Raw genomic sequence first — 17,911 nt, 5'->3', positions numbered from 1 at the left:
CTACCGCAAACATAAAATTATTAGGATCGATTACCAGAGTTTGATTGCTGGAAGCTACAGTTAGTCACAAAATTGCAAAATAACATCAAAAACATACTTGGTTGCTAATAATGTTGTTGCAACAGTAAGTTTTATTTCAATGAATCAATGACTAACTAAAAAATATTTGTCAACTTGAGCATTCCTAACATCACAATTTCCTTAACTTTATGGTTAATCGGTTAGTAGGGCTAATCATCTGTTGCAAAACTTTTGAGAGATTTGTAGTCAGGATTTTAGTACTTAAAAAGTAAGGACTAAAGTCTTGACTACAAACATGTATGGACATCAAAATTAATAAAACAGACTATTAGCTCCTTACATCTACCAAGACAACAAACCATTTTGTGATATTCGCTTCAAAAAGCTTCCTACACATTATTAATTCTCTGCATCACCACACTGCATCATCATCCAATACGGTTCAGTTAAGGCAAGAGATGCGATAAATCGCCGTCTCTACAAAGGACTTATTCTTGTAAAGACGGCGATTTATCGCGTCTTGGCGGTCTAGAATTTTCATCAAAAAACCTTATCCGAACCGGATTGCATCATCATCTGTAGTCTAGTTCAAGCGAATTGATATTACTGTTCTCCCTGCTGCTGTTTTGGGACTCCATCAAACTCTCGTTAAATGAATTCTACATTTATCAGTTACGGGAAAACGTAACAGAGCCTACAGATGGGGCATTAGAAGTGCTGAGTGCTGTACATGGAAGCGGGGCGTTTAGCCCGTGCTGAGTTAGGAGTTAGGAGTTAGTATTAATCTCTCCTCCGCCCCTCTGCCCCTCTGCCCCTCTGCCCCTCTGCTCTTGTGTCCCCTTGTCCCCTTGTCTTTGAGAAATTGGAGATTTTTTATTTGGAAATCTCTTTTGGCAGGTCGAATAGAACCGTGGTCATGTAATGTTCTGCCCAAGCTGAGCCAAAGGCTTTTTCTAGGACGCGGCGGGTTTTGTCATTTTGCTGCTGTTTGGTGCAGTAGTTGTGTTGTCCGGCGAGATTTTGTGTGACTTGTTCGAGTGAAACTGGTGTAGAAGCGATCGCCTGAGTACAGTGAATTTCTAAAAAGTCTCGCACGCGAGAGAGAAACATTGTTTCTTCTTCTGGAGAACTAGGGCGCACAAAAATACAATAATCAGAAAAAATATTTCCCCATTCTGGTAGTTCTCGGGGCTGGGTAAAATCAAGCACTGTTAGCTGTGTCAGTTCAGCACTATAAGATTCTGGTAAGGTACGTTCTACGTGTATGGGAGAAAGATCTGCGATCGCTGCACTAATTTGACCTCTACCCCCAACTAAATCACAACCAAACATCGGCAGGTTGTATTCTGGACGGGGAAACATAACGCAGTGCAAAATATCGAGCATATTTCCGATTTTTGCAAGTTCCAAGTGCATTTTTCGGAACTGAGGCGTTTGATAGCAACGGTTTTCAATCGTCAGTTTTTCGCCTTCTAGTCTACCTTCCACATACCCCAACTCATCAGGCAAATGGTAAGGCGATAGATCCAGGTGCTGATGCCAAGCTGCCTCAATACAATCAGCTAGCTGACGAATTAGGGGATGTTGTTGCTCGCGCAGCGAGGGCATAGAAGTAAATGACATATTCTAGTTGGGAATGCGATCTAGTAGCCAGTCTACAACCTGCTGTCCCTCACCTGTTCCATATCGCAATATAAGCAAACACTTGTACTCAGCCAACGTAAATTTATAAGACAGCTGCTTTTCAGAACGATTAATTATTTTGTAGTCTAGGTTACAGAAATATTTTTAGATTAGCCCATCTGTAAAGGCTAATAGAAAGCTATGAAACTAGATTCTCATAGACCAGATTTTGCTGTGCAAACAAAAAGGCATCATCTGGAAGGTTTACAGCAGTTAAAAGCTTCTACTTGGGTGAGTCTTTTGCTACTTCCCAACCCTTTTAGTTTTGATGAAGCACTTTTATTGTGTCCAGTTTCAACAGATGAGTGGCTAGCCTGGATTCCAGATCATGGAGAGGCAATATTGAATATTAGGCAATTTAGTCATTAGTGAATAACAAATGACAAATAACTATTGCCAAAATTCCGTGACATCGTGTCCCAGTTCTATTAGCATGTGCCGTAGCAGAGGTAAACTAAGTCCAATTACATTGCTGTGACAGCCTTCGATTTTTTCCACGAATAAGCTACCAAAGCCTTCAAGGGCAAAAGCACCAGCACAGGTGAGCGGTTCACCTGTGGCAACATAAGCTTTAATTTCCTTGTCGCTCATTTGAGCAAAGTAAACTCTTGTAACTTGAGACTTGACTAAAGTCCGATTTTGCTTCTGGTCAATCAAGGCGTGTCCTGTGTATAAGTCGCCAAACTTACCTTGCATTATCTGCCAACGAGCGATCGCTTCATTAGCATCAACTGGTTTGCCATGAATCTCACCATTGACAGACAAAACCGAATCACAACCCATAATCAAAGCTGATTCAAATTGTGGAGCTACGGTTTCTGCTTTGCACTGAGCAAGAGTTTTTACCAATTGTTCAGGTTCACTTAATTGAATTTGTGATTCATCAAAGTCACTGGCTTGAACTATCGGTTCAATACCAACAGTTTGCAGCAAACGGCGTCGCGCTGGGGAAGCTGAAGCTAATACAAAAGGTGGAATACCCATAGAGAAGGAGGGGAGAAGCAGAGGGAGCAGGGGAAGCAGGGGGAGATGAGGGAGTAGGGACTAAATTCTTGCCAATGCCCCATGCCCAATCCCCAATGACTAATAAACAGAAAAAGAGTTCACAACTTCATCAATCATTTGTTTAACTTTTGGCCAGCGTTTTTCAGGAATTGAGGCGTTGAAGGTAAAAACTTTACCACGACTGACAGCAAGGCTGGCGATGTTGTGTCGTTGCTCTTGATTGGGAATTTTCACTTCATACTCTAAAAGGTAGTATGTTTTACCGTCTACTTCTCGCTGTCCGGCATTGACTAATTCTGCTGAGCGACCAGAATTAGCTGGAGCCAGAGCGGCTTTCCCCAATCTATAACCTACTTCTGTTGGGGTTCCCAATTCTGCCAAAGTTTTACCTTCTGGAACTGGGCTAATCACTACAGAAACATTTTCTGATACCTGAATCAAATCGTGGAAAACCACATCTGGTCCGTTAGCAACTTTAACTTGCAGCCAGCCATTAGGATATAAAAACTGGTAGCCATCACTAGTGTCTACAAAGCTTTTGAGTCCAGCTGCAACCGCTACACCAGAATTACTCAGGCTGAAGCTCAACACCAATAGCAAAATTAATACAATTTTTTTCCACATTTCTACAGATTCCTTTGGGCTGGAGGCAATACCAGGTAATCATTATTTCTCGTTTTTATTGTCCCATCAAGCGGCACGCTTCGGATGAGAGATTGGTTGGGGAGCGATCGCATTGCTCCCTAATCGAGAATACAAAAAACCCCGACTTGATAGCCGAGGTAGATGGGAGAAGTCCAAATGTCGATGAAATAACCGATACCGAAATCTATATTTGTAGCTCAGATCGCAAGGCAACCAAAACTAGAAAGCTGATAAATAAGGTGCAACCTTAGCCAGGTGGCTTTTGTTGCTGCTTTGCTAACTTATATAAATAAATATAACAAAAATTGTTACAGATAGTCAATTAGACTTGACAAAAAAGATTTATAGCTTTTATGAGAGCTACTTATTGGCAAAATATGGGATTATTTTTGAAGTGTAAAAATTGAAGTAAGCAATAGAAGAGGGCTTATTGGCTAAGATAGTGGGATACAAATGAGAATTTGTTGGTTTTGTGAATGGAAAAAATTGAGCGGCATCCGCACAAATCAAGGTAGCCGAAATTGAACCAGAAATTTGAAGAGCTAGCTACTGGATCGCCAAAGTCTTTACAATTCCCTTGTTGACTCAAAGAGTATTTCTCGACGATCTATGACGAATCAAGCTCCTATCCCGGTTATTGTTAATGGTGCCGCTGGCAAAATGGGACGTGAGGTAGTTAAGGCGGTGGCGCAAGCACCGGATTTAAACCTAGTGGGTGCAATTGATAGCAGTCCAGAACATCAAGATAAAGATGCTGGAGAACTGGCGGGTTTAAGTGAACCCTTGGAAGTGCCGATTACCAATCAATTAGAACCGATGCTGGGTTATGTCGCTGGTGACAGACAAGCACCGCCAGGGGTAATTGTGGACTTTACGCATCCTGATTCAGTTTATGACAATATTCGCAGTGCGATCGCCTACGGTATTCGTCCTGTAGTCGGCACCACTGGATTAAGTCCACAACAAATTAAAGAATTAGCAGACTTTGCTGACAAAGCTAGCACTGGTTGCCTAATTATTCCCAACTTTTCTATTGGTATGGTGTTGTTGCAACAAGCCGCAGTCGCCGCCTCCAAATATTTTGATCATGTGGAAATTATCGAACTCCATCACAATCAAAAAGCTGATGCACCCAGTGGTACTGCGATTCAAACAGCACAGTTATTAGGAGAGTTAGGTAAAACTTTTAACCCTCAGCTAGTAGAAGAAACAGAGAAATTACCAGGAGCTAGGGGTAGTCAAGGAGAAGAAGGCATTAGAATTCATAGCATCCGGTTACCAGGATTGATTGCCCATCAAGAAGTTATTTTTGGCGCAGCGGGACAGATTTATACTTTACGACATGATACGAGCGATCGCGCTTGCTATATGCCAGGAGTCCTATTGGCGATTCGCAAAGTCTTAGCGTTAAAGTCGTTAGTATATGGATTAGAAAAGATACTTTAAACCACTACTCATTACTCATCACTCGCACTCATGTTAGTACCACTGACTCGCCAGAAATTTGAACAAGTTATCCCCCTAATTGCCACTGGTTTGCAGTACAAATACTACTGGGGAAAATTCTCAAATTTTTTGCAACGGCTGTTAATTTCTGTAGTTGCGGTAGTTGTTATTCTGCTTGTGACAGTCGTTTTTAAGCTTGAGTTTGCTTCAATAGTATTTGTGTTCGGGGTAATTAGCGCTTTTTTTTGGTTGTGGTATCCAGTGTTTCAAGCAAGTATGCGGAATGTACAATGCCGCCGTTACAAGTACAGCGGCTTTTTCCGTGGTCGAGTCCTAGATTGGTGGATTACAGACCAGCTAGTTGGTAAACAAGAAACCGTTAATAACAAAGGTGAATTAGTAATTGTCGAAAACCGAGAAAAATGGATTAATTTAGAGGTCGGTGATGACACAGGATTTAGTATTGAATTTCAAGCACCACTACGTCCTAACCACAAAGCCATTGCTCGCGGTCAAATTGCCGAAATGGTAGTGATGTCAAATCGCTCAGATTTGAGCAGCATTGAAGAATTCACGGATATATACGTTCCCAGTCGTGACCTGTGGGTGAGCGATTATCCTTACTTGCGACGCGATTTCTTTAACGAAATCGGTCGTCGCTTGCGTGAAGATCGTCAGGAAGAAAGGCCGCGTCGGCGTCGGCGTAGAGTAGAGGAATGATTCAGAATTCTGACTAGTACAGCACGGCGGAAATAAGCCACCCATTTAAAATGCCTGAAACCCTTGCAAACAGGTAATTACAAATTACGTTAGCGGCTGCATCCGATCTTGATGACTTTTCCTTTCACAGTATAAGTCACCGGTTCACAAACAAAACCTGTCGGCTGAATATCTGTAGAAGTAGGTACAGACCGATTTTGTTTGTATAGCTCTGGTTTGGAATCACCGACTAGTTTTTTCAAATTTGGATGTGTGCTGATAAACTCCGCATCTGCAACAATATCATGAGGACCTTTAAGAGTTACAGAAGAAGGCTTGACGTATATATTATAATCATAAACAACGTTTCTAATTTGATTTTTACTATTAACATTCTTCCCAGAAGGAGCCGAAAGAATATTCCTTAAAACTTGGATATCAGATGACGTATTCGCAGATATTTGTCCCCCGTTAAGTTCTGGAGTTTGATTATTTAAAAAAGCTGTGTTGTTGACAATATCAACATGTTCACTTTTAAATACATGAATACCTGAACCACCATTTTTAAATGTAAGATTGTTTTGAATTAAAGTACGTCCTTGATATACATCTAAATTTGAGTTTTCTTGGTTATTTCTGGAAGTATCAATAATAATGCCATTACCGTCCGTGATAGTTTTCTGATTAATCGCAGGAAGGTACTGGCGATTGTTGTATATCTTGTTATTTCTCACGAACATCTTATATCCCCGAGAGCGATCGGAGTTCCAATTATTTAACATAGAAATGCCGCTGCAACCATAAACTGAGTACCAGGCATTATTGTATACTTCGTTATTATCGATTGTCACATAGTCCGATTGAAATGTTCCAATACCTCCTCCACAGTCATGTACCTTGTTATTGAGAATACGTATATGGTGAATATGACCATTTTTCCTTCCATCTACACTAATGCAGTTTCCATTAGTTAACGGATTTAATTTATTATTCTTCTCACTCATTGCATAATCAAGAGTTACATTGGGATTGTTCCCTATGATCTCAAGCCCGTTTACCTCAATATATGAGGCTCCATTGTTAATCAAAATTGCATTCCATCCATTGAGCCGAAGTTTTGGTGAATGTCCAGGATATGCTTTAAACTTAATCCATGCATTTGCAGTTCCAGAGCGAGTAATTGATACTATCTGACCTTTCGGGTTTGCGTTCGTGTAGACTCCGTTCATAATTAGTACGGTGTCTCCGGGATTAGTCAGATTTGCTGCCTTTTGAATAGTCCTAAAAGCTGATGAGGAGGAAAGTCCACTATTATTGTCGTTTCCGCTACCACTAACATAGTATGTTGTTCCAGTCGGGTTAGTACTGATTAACTGACGGCTAGGTGCGATTGTTTCTTGTTCAATAGAAACCTGATGAACATTTTTAACTACAGATGATTTTATGTTTTCTCCCTGAAGCAAAAGACTTAATACTACGGGAATTGCAATATATGTGCTGAAACTAAAACTCTCTATTACCACAAGACTACCCTCCTCGAATGGCATTATTCAATAAAATTATCAGGATATTCACTAATTTTGAATACTCTTTTAGATACATAATAGTAAAAAGCAGACTTCTTAGCTTCCTCCATTTCCATCTTGCCCATAGGCTTGCCAAGCCAAATCTACCAATCCATCAACGATCGCAGCTGCTACAACTGCATTACCTTTTCGACTATCTATTGTAATGTGAGGAACTAGAGAGTCTTGTAAACGCCCCTTAGCTTCATCAGCATTAACGAATCCCACTGGAGTGGCAATTATTAAAGCTGGTCTAATTTCTTCGGCTTCAATTAAATCCACTAATACTGTTAATGCGGTTTGCGCTTGACCCACAACAAATATACCTTCTGGATAACGCTTTGCTAGGGTTTCTATTCCCCACGCAGCCCGAGTTTTTTCTTTTTGGGGGCGTGTCAAAGCTTCCATGCTGCAATATACGGGATTAGCAAAGGTGTTTTGAATATCGTAGGCAATACCTACTTGTACCATCGGTACATCTACCACAATCGTGGTACGAGCAGCTAGTGCTGCTGCTCCAGCTTGCAAGGCACGCTCAGAAAAGCGAATCAAAGACTTATACTCAAAGTCAGCCGTGGCGTAGATTACTCGACGCACAATCTCATATTCAGCCGGTGAAAAGACATGCTCCTCAATTTCACTATCAATGATTGCTAAACTCTGAGCATCAGTTACGTGCCATTCCATTTTTGTTGAGCTTCTCAAATATCAGCTTTCAGCTTATCAGTTTAAGGGAGTGAGGAGTCAGAATTGAGCATCAGCTAAACGCCACACTATCCATGTACAGCACTCATAACTCATTACTGGAAGAAGGCCGACTGAAAACGGGAGATAGGTAAGCGACTAAGACACCAATGAGAAACCCAGAGATATTGCGAACTAAAGGTAACCAGTCGCTTGTACGTGTCACAACGGGACCAATACCAAAGGCAATAAATAAAATTCCCCATAAAGGAGAGAAAATTAAAGCCCATTGCCAAGCAAAAACTTGTCCTTTGTCACGGGGTTGAGCGGCAAATCCACAAATTATTCCCCCAATAACTGAAGTAATCAAGGTGAGAATCCACTGCTCTCGCGGTAGTCCAGGAACAACATTGCAACCACCCTTGAGCAAACACCCTTTGACGGATTCTAAAGCTTGCAGAATGGCTTGGTCTTCGCCTTGTTCGCGTACAAAGTACAAATTACCGAACCTGGTTTGTAATTCTATCCAAAAAGTTCGGGGTAAAAGTTCATAAACAGCATCACCAACACTAAAGCTGAGGATGTTACCGCCACGAGAATCGGCAACTAGTAAAATACTTTTGTCATCCAAACCCCAATATTTGATGACAGCCCGACCTGGAGTGCGGTCATACTGAGTTAGTACTCGTAGTTTCCACCCTGTATCAGTTTCAAACTGCTCTAAATCTTTGACCAGCTTTTCTTCTTGTAACTCAGGCAGAGATTTAGCTAAGTCTACAACTGGGGTAAAGGTGTTAGGGAGCAAGTCAGGATTATCATAAGCCAGTGCTGGGGAAGGATGCATCACCCAAATTGACCCAGCCAGGAAAAATACTGCAATAGATACGAAGATTCGTTGCCAAAAACAAGACTGCATGGACGTTTTTATACAAATATCAAAGGTAAAAGTCAACAAGTTGTTTTAAAAGAGTACTGGAAAATGATACTTCTTTACACTTGTTTACTTTACTCTAATCTAAGGGATCAAAGCAAAGGGATTTTCGGATTGGGGACTGGGGAAGGTGGGGTCCCCTCTGGGGATAAGGGGTAATGGCTACTGGGTATTAAAAGATAGTATTTTTAATCTTATTTCCCAGTCCCTAATCCCCAGCCGCAAATTCAATCTTCATCATCGAAATCTGTTTCCCAGTTAGCAGAGTCGTTATAACCTTCATTAGTGCGGTAGGCTTCTGCTTTGATGCGGTGATTTTCCTGTCTGAACACTTCTCGTTCTCGCAACGTGAGTGCCGATTTTTCATTGCTTGGGAGGCGATCGCTGATTCGCCTCGCTGGTTTTTGGCGGGTGAAGTTTCTCCAAGCTGCTTTCACGCCAACAAATACGCTGCGTGTCCCAACTTGGATATTTTGAGCCTGTTTTCTGGCGCTATCAAGGCTTTGGTCAACTTGTTTGGCTACTTGACTGGCACTTTTGACGCCTTCACTAACATCATCAGTTAAACCAGTAATTTCTAGGCCAGTGACGCGAATGGCATCTAGAGTCGGTGGTAATTCTCGTGAGAGGGTGTCAAATAGTTTTTCTGCACTACGAGCAGCGCGTGCTAATTCCTGCAAAGCGGGTATGGCCGCCACTAAAACCGCAGTCAAACTTGTGGCGACTAAGAGCAAGGAAAGTCCCAACCAAAACAGGGGTTCAATCACGGTTACATCATTTATAAGCGTTCTAATTGCTGGGAAAGAGAATCTGAGTCTTCTGGAGATGTTTGTCGGTTCAAAACTTGGCTTTCTCGCTGACTAGCATCTACACCTGCGGCGATCGCTTCCCGTAATCTATCTAAAGTTTCATCCCAGTTTCGCAATGCACTAGCAGATAGACGATCTGCTTGGATTTGCACACTTGTTGATAAATCTTCTGCCAATTCTGGGATAGCGTTGGCAGATTTTTGCAAAATTTTACGCGTTTCGCGCCCTGTGCGTGGAGCAACGAGCAAACCGGTCAAAGCACCGATAGTCGCTCCCAGCATCAAACCACTAAAAAATGTTCCAGAACGATTATTAGACATGTTGTTTCTCTCCTTACACCCATTTTAGGTGGGTTTTCTCCCCTTGCAAGACCTAAATAATTTTATCTAGTCAACCTATAGTGACAAAATATCAGCCAGAAATGTTGCTTTTACGATCAAAATTCAGGAGTCAGAATCTTAAAAAAAATCCAACTCTTAATTTATCTCCTTTTGTTGGTAATCATCCAAAACGTAGATAAGTTGTGACTTCTGGCTCCTGAGTCCTGAATTATTACCCTGTATTTATTAAATTATTTTGTGAGTGTTGTTTTCCCAGGTATTAACTCTAGCCTCCGAAAATAACGCTGCCAGATTTGTCGTCCTAGCAAAATCAAACTGATAATTTGCTGCACTTGTTGAATTTGCATCTGAAGCACTTGGTTTCTCTGCCGTAAGTTATAAATATTTTGCTGACTAGGGTAGATATTTTCAGGTGCTTTATGTAGTGTTGCGTGGGTACAACTTTCGTAGGCTGTTAAGCTATCTGCTATACATCCTAATTTCTGCTTGAGTTGCCACACCTGCCAAGCGACATACAGTAGTATCAGCGAAATAAAGGTGTTAATGACGACAACTAAAATTACCATTGTTTATCTTGACAAATATCAGCTTTGACCAATTCTTCTATGTACTGGGGGATTATAAAGAAATCAACGATCCAATTTTGTGGCGTGGATATCAATATCTTGTCTATCTTTGGTTACGGGCGAACATAACTTTCTTAGACGGATTTTGGATTGGAAGAACATGTTGATGTTTGATGCTTTGTACTATTTTAGGCTTCTTGAATCCCAAATCGACAATCCAAAATCCTAAATTGATTGAATTGTCTCTATTTATTCAAAAAAAACTTCAATTATTTAGCAGACTTGAATTTGCAAATTAACATAGCATCTAATCAAAATCTCAATAGTAAAAAGTATTTGATTGTTATCCTTTTGATAATGTTCGATTGAAGAACATTTTTCTCATATACCTTTTTTTCGGAAGTGATAGCAATTCATTGATGGCTCGATGTTGCGTTTATCGCTGTTCTATGCTGATGGCTAAAAAATTGCTAATTTGCCAATTTTGTAACAAGTGTATGCCCACACCTTGCAAAACCACAGCTACAATTGCCTTAGATTCACGACTTGGTTTGCGAAATCAACCTGTATGATCAATATGTCCTGCGATCGCTATGTTCCTCTTATTAACCGGATAATTCTAGTCCATTTGCGACTTTGCCACCACATACATCAGAATTGATAAATTCAGAAGCAAAACTGGAGACTCCAAAAGCTCCAATCAGAATTCAGAAGGAAAACAGACTTAATACCTGGTTCCCAGACCTAGTTTGTTTACTTCATGCTTCTTGAAATCCGCTACAAGTACAATGGTATAGCTCCTTTACCAAATGGTGAGAGAACTGCACTACATTTCTTACCAAACACACCTTAGCATCGCTTCTATCATCGTGCTTTGACCCTTACCAATTTTGTAGCCTGTTGTATGACGCTAACTTTTTGCTTGCAAAAACTTGTTTGCTGACTTCTGAATTCCAACTTCTGACTTTTTCAATAATAATCATTATCTTTTTTATGCATCCAGTAGGAGTTGAGGATGTCAAAAAAATCACCAACAAATAATTTATTCCGAGCTATTCTTGTTGGATTGACGATTGGATTTGTTGGATGCCAAAATCAAACGGTAAGAACTACATTTACTCAAACTAACACCGAGGTAAATGAGAATCTTCCCAAAGTTGTAGCAACTACAAGCGTACTCTGTGACTTAACCAGACAAGTTGCCGGAAATACAGTTAACCTCACTTGTTTGATTTCCCCAGATATAAACCCGCAGTATTACAAACCAAAACTGGAAGACCGTAAAGCTATTGAGCAAGCTAATTTGATTCTCTATAGTGGTTACAATTTTGAACCCAATCTCATCAAATTAATTAAAACAACCAAAAACTCTGCACCGAAAATAGCAGTCGGACAAGTCGCAGTATCTAAGCCACAAAAATTTCAGGAAGATGGCAAAATAGTAACCGATCCTCATGTTTGGCACAATACTAAAAACACTATCAAGATGGTGGAGGTAATTAATAATAACCTAAGAAAATTAGCGTCTAGTGATGCAGAGACTTATACCAGCAATACCAGAAAAATCACAAATGAACTAACTCAACTAGATAGCTGGATTAAATCAAGAATTGCAAGTATTCCTACCAGACAACGCAAGTTAGTTATCACCTCCGATGCACTGGGTTATTATGCCAAAGCATACGGCATTTCATTGGTAGGAGGTATGCAAGGTATTAGCAGTAAGGAAAAACTGACAGCGGCACGAGTGAACAATTTGGCTAAAAATATTAAACAGGCTAAAGTACAAACTATTTTTCCTGAGGTAGCCATTAACCCTAATTTGATTCAATCTGTAGCCACAGAAGCCGATGTGAAAATTTCCGAACGAAAGCTCTATTCTGAGGGACTTGGAGAACCTGGAGGCGAGGCAGATACTTATCAGAAAATGATGATTGCTAATACACGCACAATTGTTGAGGGTTTAGGAGGAACGTATTTAATGTTTGAAGCGAAAGCTTCTAGATAGCACATCATTCGCTATGGGGCATGGGGATTGGGCATTGGTTATTAATGATTCTCCCTTGCACCTCTCTGTGCCCCTCTGCTAACTATCTCACCATCCCCAAGTACCAGGTGTGCCTTTAAATGGCCCAACAATATCACTAGTTATCCAACCACCATAGAAGTTACCTGGTTGTGGTTGTACTTTTTCGTCATTCACGTAGCAAATATCCATCATATGTGCATAAAAAGCTACATAATCTTTAATTAATGCAAAAGCTGATGTTGGGTTGGGGTAGAACCAAGCAGCATTTTGAACTTCTTTATCACCAACAGAGATTGTGTAATAACCAGCATTTCCCTTCCATTCACAAAAGCTAGATTGTGGTGTCAACCGCAAATATTCCATTTTTATATCAGCTGGAGGAATGTAGTAAACGGGTGGATGACTTGTTTCTAAAACACGCTTGGCGCTGTAAGTATCTACAATAGTTACTTCGTTAAAGATAATCTGGATATGTTTGTTTGTCTCCTCCAAACGAGGAGGGCGAGGGTAATCCCAAACCGATTCTTGTCCGGGAGCCGGTTCAATGCGTTGAGTATTAACCATTTAATAATTGAAAATTCCAAGTTGGAGAGAGTTACATAAAGGGATTTAAACGTAAGTCCGATGAATTTTAGATTTTGGGGAAAGCTTAGTTCACACTTTCCGCAAAAACCAAAATCGTTGATTTAAAAAAACTAACGTACCTCTTTGAGAGCATCAATTTGCTTGGTAAACAACTCGGTGAACAAACTAAGCACAGTTCGTTCTTCGCGTACTTTTATATTGGCACTGATAGACATCCCAGACTGCAAATAGACACTTTTACCCTTAATAATAAGGGATTGTTTATCCAAAGATATTCTAGCTGGAAATCGATAAAACTGATGTGTTTGATCTGGTGGTAATGCGTCTGAACCTACTTCAATGACTTGTCCTTTGATATCACCAAACTCGCTATAAGGAAATGAGTCAATTCTCACATCCACTTTCATACCTTTTCGCACAAAACCGATATCTTTATTGGTGATAAAAACTTCACCTATATACTTTTCATTTGGGACAATTTGCAACAATTTTGTCGTGGGATTAGCTACAAATCCAGGGTATTTTGCTTGCAAATCGAAAACTGTACCTGATACAGGTGAGCGGAGTTCTTGATATTTGACGTTTAACTGTGATTGAGATATTTTACTATTGACATCTGCTAAACGCTGCTCATTATCTAAGATAACTTTCATGAATTGGCTATCAATTTCGGCAATACGTTTTTTGTTGTCTGCTATTTTATCCAAAACGCTTTTATCAGTAACAGCTACCGTATTGCTTACCTCTTGCTGTCCTTTTTCAATATCAAACTGAAGACGTTTGACTTCTTCACCTAATTGTGCGACTTCTGCGGTACGGTTTTGTACTTCTTGTTGCTGGTTGAGATATTGAAGCTGAGAAATACCACCTTCTTCTGCCAATATCTTAAGTTTATCTAAAATCCGCTCTTGAATAGCTAAACTGGCTTTGCTGTCTTCCAACTTATATTGATTTTGAGCAAGTTGTTTCTTAGTTTTTTCTACTTCTAAACGTGCCGCCGAAGAACGAGAATCTAATTCTTTTTTGGCAACTTGTAGACGTTCCTGTTCATCAATCCCCAGTGTATAATCTTGTCCAGAATTTCTTAATTGAGTTCGCAACAAGTCATTTTCTGCGACTAAAGCAGCCCGACTTTTTAATAAAAAAGCAGTTTCTGGTGGCAAGTTACCACGCAAAAATAATAGTTCTGATGAAGTTGCGGTACTTGCTCCCATCAACCGGCGATAGATCTGGTTTTCCTTAATTAATGCAACACGAATCTTTTTCAAAGAATTTAATTCGGCAACAGAGGCGATGGAATCAAAAGTCAGCAGCAAATCTCCTGGCTTAACTTCTTGTCCATCTTTAACGTCAACCGTTTTCACTACTCCACTAACCGGAGCCTGAATTTCTTTGACTGTTCCTTGTGGCTTTAATTGCCCTGTGGCTGGCACTACTTGCTCAATTTTGGCAAAATAAGTCCAAGCAATTCCAAAGCAAGCTAAAGCCATTAGGGTCACCATGATTGTACGTGACCAAACTGGAGATTGGCGCAAAACAATAGATTGCTCAAACTCATCGGGATGTGAGTTAATTAAAGGTTCTTGAGCAGCTTTCTGTTGTTTTGTAACTACTCGTGAATCTTGTTTGGCTCCATTTTTATGATTGCCGTTAATGTTATTTCCATTAAGTTGAGTCATAGTAATTTTGGATTTTAGATTTTGGAAAATGGAATTGAAAATGGGATTTTTATAGGGTGGACACCAGCATCGATAAACAGTGCCACCCTACGGTTATTACTAAATTCTATTAGCGCAGACTGGCGTAGCCCATTGTAAATTCTGATTCTTTCTCATAAGTTTACTTCTTGTTGATGATAAAGGTAATAATAATGACCTTTAGCAGCCATCAATTCTTGATGATTACCTTGTTCTATAACTCTGCTATTATCCATGACAACGATCGTGTCTGCATTACTGACGGTATTTAGGCGATGGGTAATAAAAAATACTGTATCACCCTTGAATGCCCTGGCTAAGTTGAGACATATTTGGCGCTCTGTGGGATAATCTAAGGCGCTGGTTGCTTCATCTAAAACTAGTAATTTTGGTCGTTGTAAAACAGAACGGGCGATCGCAATTCTTTGTCTTTGTCCACCAGAAAGTGCAGAACCACGTTCTCCTACCCGTGTGTTGTAACCGTTGGGCAAGTTCATGATAAATTCGTGGGCGCACGCAACTTGAGCCGCATCGATAATTTCTTCGGTTGTCGCATCGGGATTCGTCAAGGAAATATTTTCTTGAACGCTTCCATCAAACAATAATGTCTCTTGGGGAACTACACCAATTTGTCGCCGCAGTGAATAAAGTTCCACCTTGGAAATATCATAACCATCAATTAAAATTCTGCCGGACTCGGTTTCGTAAAGCCTCAGCAGTAATTTCATCATCGTACTTTTACCAGAGCCACTTTGTCCGACAATCCCGATTAATTGCCCTGGAGTAAATTCCAGGTTGACGTTAGAAAGTTGTAGCGGTCCACTGGTTCCAAATCGGAAGGAAACATTCTCGTATTTAACTGCTCCCGTAATTGATGGTAAGGGTATATTATATCGGTCTGTTTCTGCTTCTTCTGGTGTATCGACAATATCGCTTAACCGTTCTATGGATAAGGCGGTTTCTTGGAAGCTTTGCCAGAGTTGAGCTAAGCGTAATATGGGGCTGGTGACGTAACCCGATATAATTCTAAAGGCGATTAATTCACCTAAGGTTAATTCTTGTTTTAGTACTAAATAAGCTCCTACCCACAAAACTAGTAAGCTGCTAAGTTTGTTGAGAAAGTTACTGGTAGAGTTGGCAAGGGTGGAAGTCACAACTGTTTTAAAACCAGCGGCGACAAAACGAGCATAACGCTCTTGCCAGGAAAAACGCGATCGCAATTCGATATTTTGCGCTTTAACTGTTTGAATTCCTGACATCACCTCCACTAAATAAGATTGAGTTTCGGCGTTGCGTTCGGCTTTAGCGCGTAATTGTCTGCTAATGGTGGGAGAAGCTATTAAGGTAATCACGATAAACACGGGAATTGTGCTTAAGCCGACTAAGGTGAGTTGCCAACTATAAATTAGCATCACACCAATATAAACCACGGAAAACAGAGCATCCAACCCTACTGTTAAGGCAGTACCTGTGAGAAATTGGCGGATGTTTTCTAATTCGTTAATCCGAGTAGAAAGTTCACCCACCGGTCGCCGCTCAAAGTAACGCAGTGGTAGACGTAATAAGTGGTCGATAATTTCTGACCCTAAACCCATATCGATCCGATTAGTGGTATCGACAAATAAGTAGGTTCGTAGGGTAGTTAATACTGCTTCAAATAGCCCAACTACTAATAGTAAAACCCCCAAAATATGTAAGGTGCCAATACTATTTTGAGTGATAACTTTGTCAATAATCAACTGAACCACCAGCGGGTTTGCCAATGCTGCTAACTGCACGAAAAATGAAGCGATAAATACTTCTATTAGTACTCGGCGATAGCGTGACAAATAAGGCAGAAACCAGCGTAAACCAAAACGTTCTTGTGGTGTTTCTTTGGTGGGAGTAAGGAGTAATACCCTAGCTTGTGGCGGAAAGTTGGTAGGATCGACGTCTAATTGTTCAACAAATTGAGCGGGTTTGCAGCGCACAATTCCTTGGGATGGTACACCTACAACCATAGTGTTCGCATCCGCTGCATATAAAACGGAAAAGCTATCAGCATAGCGAATCAATGCTGGTGTGGGTATGCGTGTCAATGAAGTCATTGGTACTTCTATCAACTGTACCTTCAGCCCAATTAACTCTGCTATATAAGCAATAGCTGGAAACGATATATTACCCTGGCGTTTGATTTGCTCGTTTAAAATGCGGCGGACTACTTCTCGACGAAACGGCATTTCTAAGTGTTTCGTAATCATCTGGAAGCAGGCGAAGGCTGTATTTAATTCTCCTTTACCGCTAAAAAACGGGTATTTTATGCTTTTTGATGAACTTTTTGAAGTTTGACTTGTTGTTTGTGATACAACTATTTCATCTGATGCGTAGGGAATTTCCTGTTCATCTTGGCTATGTGGTTGGGTGTCACTGACTGCAAGTTCTATCTGATGACTATCTTGTTGCAATATCAAAGCTAAGGGATTTAGACCAAGTAATCGCACGGGATTTTGGCTTGTAACGACGATCCTATCTCGATCGTCGTATTGTTCGAGCCGATCGCCAACAGAAAAATTCGTGACTGTACCACCACCACTGACAAACCAGACACTTTTGTTATCGAGTTGATCGAATGAAGTTTTACCTGGTGTCAAATAATGGATTTTCGCTTCTGGTAAAGCTGTTTGTGTTAATTCTTTCAGATTTAAAGTGGCGATCGCTTGCTTTTGCCAATAGGAACTGAGAATATCAAAAACTTCTACTAAATAACTCCGATTCTTCCGAGCCTCGGCAAAAGCTGGATATGTAGATAAAAGGTTAAAATATGTTGCTGCACTCAAAGTTAAACATACTACTTCGGTGGAGGCGATCGCTGTCTCACAGGGGATATCCCGCAGCAAACCAATTTCGCCGATAATTTCCCCAGGTTGCAGTAATTTCAGGGTAGTTGGAATTTGTGTCTGGGGTTCGTATCCCAACAGTCGCACTTGTCCTTCATAAAGGATCGTGATGTGTTCCGGGAGACTTTCTTTACCGATAATTTTTTGACCTAAGCGATACCGCCAAGCTTGCAGTTGTTCTGATATGCTAGCGATCGCTTCATCTGGTAGGCGATCGAACCCTTCTAGTGCAGTGAGAAATTCCGGAAAAGTGTTCTTAATATAAGTCATATCAAACAATTCAGAAAGTAAAAGTTAGTCATCAAGTTATGAGTTAGGTATGAAGAATC

Annotated in this window: 16 protein-coding genes; 4 read left to right on the top strand and 12 right to left on the bottom strand. The window is 40.6% G+C overall.

Annotation, left to right across the window (positions count from 1 at the left end; translation table 11 throughout):
* Nucleotides 1-894: 894 nt before the first annotated feature.
* Complete coding sequence (locus ACFG4S_RS19270; protein WP_392530642.1) at nt 895-1,644, bottom strand: phycocyanobilin:ferredoxin oxidoreductase; 750 nt, start codon at nt 1,642-1,644, stop codon at nt 895-897.
* 201 nt (nt 1,645-1,845) lie between these two features.
* Here ACFG4S_RS19270 and ACFG4S_RS19265 point away from each other — a divergent pair, with 201 nt between their 5' ends.
* Nucleotides 1,846-2,073 (top strand): hypothetical protein, encoded by a 228-nt coding sequence (locus ACFG4S_RS19265; RefSeq protein ID WP_392530641.1) that lies wholly within the window; start codon nt 1,846-1,848, stop codon nt 2,071-2,073.
* A gap of 21 nt (nt 2,074-2,094) precedes the next feature.
* Here the strand turns inward: ACFG4S_RS19265 and ACFG4S_RS19260 are convergent, their stop codons facing one another.
* Together ACFG4S_RS19260 and psbP are read right to left on the bottom strand one after the other, a co-directional pair.
* Complete coding sequence (locus tag ACFG4S_RS19260; protein ID WP_392530640.1) at nt 2,095-2,688, bottom strand: Maf family protein; 594 nt, start codon at nt 2,686-2,688, stop codon at nt 2,095-2,097.
* Between the two features lie 99 nt (nt 2,689-2,787).
* Nucleotides 2,788-3,333 (bottom strand): photosystem II reaction center PsbP, encoded by a 546-nt coding sequence (gene psbP / locus ACFG4S_RS19255; RefSeq protein ID WP_392530639.1) that lies wholly within the window; start codon nt 3,331-3,333, stop codon nt 2,788-2,790.
* Between the two features lie 630 nt (nt 3,334-3,963).
* On the opposite strand from psbP, the gene dapB reads away from it, so the two are divergent.
* Both dapB and ACFG4S_RS19245 read left to right on the top strand, forming a co-directional pair.
* On the top strand, nt 3,964-4,800 hold the full coding sequence (dapB, locus tag ACFG4S_RS19250; RefSeq protein ID WP_392530638.1) for a 4-hydroxy-tetrahydrodipicolinate reductase: 837 nt from the start codon (nt 3,964-3,966) through the stop codon (nt 4,798-4,800).
* A gap of 30 nt (nt 4,801-4,830) precedes the next feature.
* Nucleotides 4,831-5,520 carry a phosphate ABC transporter permease gene (locus ACFG4S_RS19245; protein WP_392530637.1) on the top strand — a complete coding sequence of 230 codons (690 nt, stop codon included), beginning with the start codon at nt 4,831-4,833 and terminating at the stop codon, nt 5,518-5,520.
* A gap of 89 nt (nt 5,521-5,609) precedes the next feature.
* On the opposite strand, the gene ACFG4S_RS19240 is transcribed toward ACFG4S_RS19245, so the two are convergent.
* The 6 genes from ACFG4S_RS19240 to ACFG4S_RS19215 form a co-directional block, all read right to left on the bottom strand.
* Nucleotides 5,610-7,022, bottom strand: a complete 1,413-nt coding sequence (locus ACFG4S_RS19240; protein WP_392530636.1) for a right-handed parallel beta-helix repeat-containing protein — start codon at nt 7,020-7,022, stop codon at nt 5,610-5,612.
* Nucleotides 7,023-7,121: 99 nt separating this feature from the next.
* Nucleotides 7,122-7,751 carry a precorrin-8X methylmutase gene (locus ACFG4S_RS19235; RefSeq protein ID WP_392530635.1) on the bottom strand — a complete coding sequence of 210 codons (630 nt, stop codon included), beginning with the start codon at nt 7,749-7,751 and terminating at the stop codon, nt 7,122-7,124.
* 103 nt (nt 7,752-7,854) lie between these two features.
* On the bottom strand, nt 7,855-8,664 hold the full coding sequence (locus ACFG4S_RS19230; RefSeq protein ID WP_392530634.1) for a TPM domain-containing protein: 810 nt from the start codon (nt 8,662-8,664) through the stop codon (nt 7,855-7,857).
* 242 nt (nt 8,665-8,906) lie between these two features.
* Entirely contained in the window at nt 8,907-9,446 is a 540-nt protein-coding gene (locus tag ACFG4S_RS19225; RefSeq protein ID WP_392530633.1) for a DUF948 domain-containing protein, read from the bottom strand.
* Between the two features lie 11 nt (nt 9,447-9,457).
* Entirely contained in the window at nt 9,458-9,808 is a 351-nt protein-coding gene (locus ACFG4S_RS19220; protein WP_392530632.1) for a YtxH domain-containing protein, read from the bottom strand.
* Nucleotides 9,809-10,059: 251 nt separating this feature from the next.
* Nucleotides 10,060-10,395 (bottom strand): hypothetical protein, encoded by a 336-nt coding sequence (locus ACFG4S_RS19215; RefSeq protein WP_392530631.1) that lies wholly within the window; start codon nt 10,393-10,395, stop codon nt 10,060-10,062.
* Between the two features lie 1,015 nt (nt 10,396-11,410).
* On the opposite strand from ACFG4S_RS19215, the gene ACFG4S_RS19210 reads away from it, so the two are divergent.
* Nucleotides 11,411-12,403, top strand: coding sequence for a metal ABC transporter solute-binding protein, Zn/Mn family (locus tag ACFG4S_RS19210; RefSeq protein ID WP_392530630.1), 993 nt, complete (start codon nt 11,411-11,413; stop codon nt 12,401-12,403).
* A gap of 87 nt (nt 12,404-12,490) precedes the next feature.
* On the opposite strand, the gene ACFG4S_RS19205 is transcribed toward ACFG4S_RS19210, so the two are convergent.
* The 3 genes from ACFG4S_RS19205 to ACFG4S_RS19195 all read right to left on the bottom strand — a co-directional run bounded on the left by ACFG4S_RS19205 (nt 12,491) and on the right by ACFG4S_RS19195 (nt 17,852).
* Nucleotides 12,491-12,988 carry a DUF427 domain-containing protein gene (locus ACFG4S_RS19205; protein ID WP_392530629.1) on the bottom strand — a complete coding sequence of 166 codons (498 nt, stop codon included), beginning with the start codon at nt 12,986-12,988 and terminating at the stop codon, nt 12,491-12,493.
* A gap of 131 nt (nt 12,989-13,119) precedes the next feature.
* Complete coding sequence (locus ACFG4S_RS19200) at nt 13,120-14,688, bottom strand: HlyD family efflux transporter periplasmic adaptor subunit (RefSeq protein WP_392530628.1); 1,569 nt, start codon at nt 14,686-14,688, stop codon at nt 13,120-13,122.
* 152 nt (nt 14,689-14,840) lie between these two features.
* Nucleotides 14,841-17,852, bottom strand: coding sequence for a peptidase domain-containing ABC transporter (locus ACFG4S_RS19195; protein WP_392530627.1), 3,012 nt, complete (start codon nt 17,850-17,852; stop codon nt 14,841-14,843).
* Nucleotides 17,853-17,911: the final 59 nt, after the last annotated feature.

Origin of the sequence: Nostoc sp. C117, assembly GCF_043099735.1 — a bacterium.
In the GTDB taxonomy this organism is placed as follows: Bacteria; Cyanobacteriota; Cyanobacteriia; order Cyanobacteriales; family Nostocaceae; genus Nostoc.
Note: the sequence above shows the minus strand (reverse complement) of the source record. Positions and strands in the feature narration are given on the sequence as shown.

What these genes read in the sequence shown, in the direction of transcription:
- ACFG4S_RS19205 (WP_392530629.1), bottom strand. Translation starts at nt 12,988, where the DNA reads ATGGTTAATACTCAACGCATTGAACCGGCTCCCGGACAAGAATCGGTT.
- ACFG4S_RS19200 (WP_392530628.1), bottom strand. Translation starts at nt 14,688, where the DNA reads ATGACTCAACTTAATGGAAATAACATTAACGGCAATCATAAAAATGGA.
- ACFG4S_RS19270 (WP_392530642.1), bottom strand. Translation starts at nt 1,644, where the DNA reads ATGTCATTTACTTCTATGCCCTCGCTGCGCGAGCAACAACATCCCCTA.
- ACFG4S_RS19265 (WP_392530641.1), top strand. Translation starts at nt 1,846, where the DNA reads ATGAAACTAGATTCTCATAGACCAGATTTTGCTGTGCAAACAAAAAGG.
- ACFG4S_RS19260 (WP_392530640.1), bottom strand. Translation starts at nt 2,688, where the DNA reads ATGGGTATTCCACCTTTTGTATTAGCTTCAGCTTCCCCAGCGCGACGC.
- ACFG4S_RS19230 (WP_392530634.1), bottom strand. Translation starts at nt 8,664, where the DNA reads ATGCAGTCTTGTTTTTGGCAACGAATCTTCGTATCTATTGCAGTATTT.
- ACFG4S_RS19235 (WP_392530635.1), bottom strand. Translation starts at nt 7,751, where the DNA reads ATGGAATGGCACGTAACTGATGCTCAGAGTTTAGCAATCATTGATAGT.
- dapB (WP_392530638.1), top strand. Translation starts at nt 3,964, where the DNA reads ATGACGAATCAAGCTCCTATCCCGGTTATTGTTAATGGTGCCGCTGGC.
- ACFG4S_RS19210 (WP_392530630.1), top strand. Translation starts at nt 11,411, where the DNA reads ATGTCAAAAAAATCACCAACAAATAATTTATTCCGAGCTATTCTTGTT.
- psbP (WP_392530639.1), bottom strand. Translation starts at nt 3,333, where the DNA reads ATGTGGAAAAAAATTGTATTAATTTTGCTATTGGTGTTGAGCTTCAGC.
- ACFG4S_RS19215 (WP_392530631.1), bottom strand. Translation starts at nt 10,395, where the DNA reads ATGGTAATTTTAGTTGTCGTCATTAACACCTTTATTTCGCTGATACTA.
- ACFG4S_RS19220 (WP_392530632.1), bottom strand. Translation starts at nt 9,808, where the DNA reads ATGTCTAATAATCGTTCTGGAACATTTTTTAGTGGTTTGATGCTGGGA.
- ACFG4S_RS19195 (WP_392530627.1), bottom strand. Translation starts at nt 17,852, where the DNA reads ATGACTTATATTAAGAACACTTTTCCGGAATTTCTCACTGCACTAGAA.
- ACFG4S_RS19245 (WP_392530637.1), top strand. Translation starts at nt 4,831, where the DNA reads ATGTTAGTACCACTGACTCGCCAGAAATTTGAACAAGTTATCCCCCTA.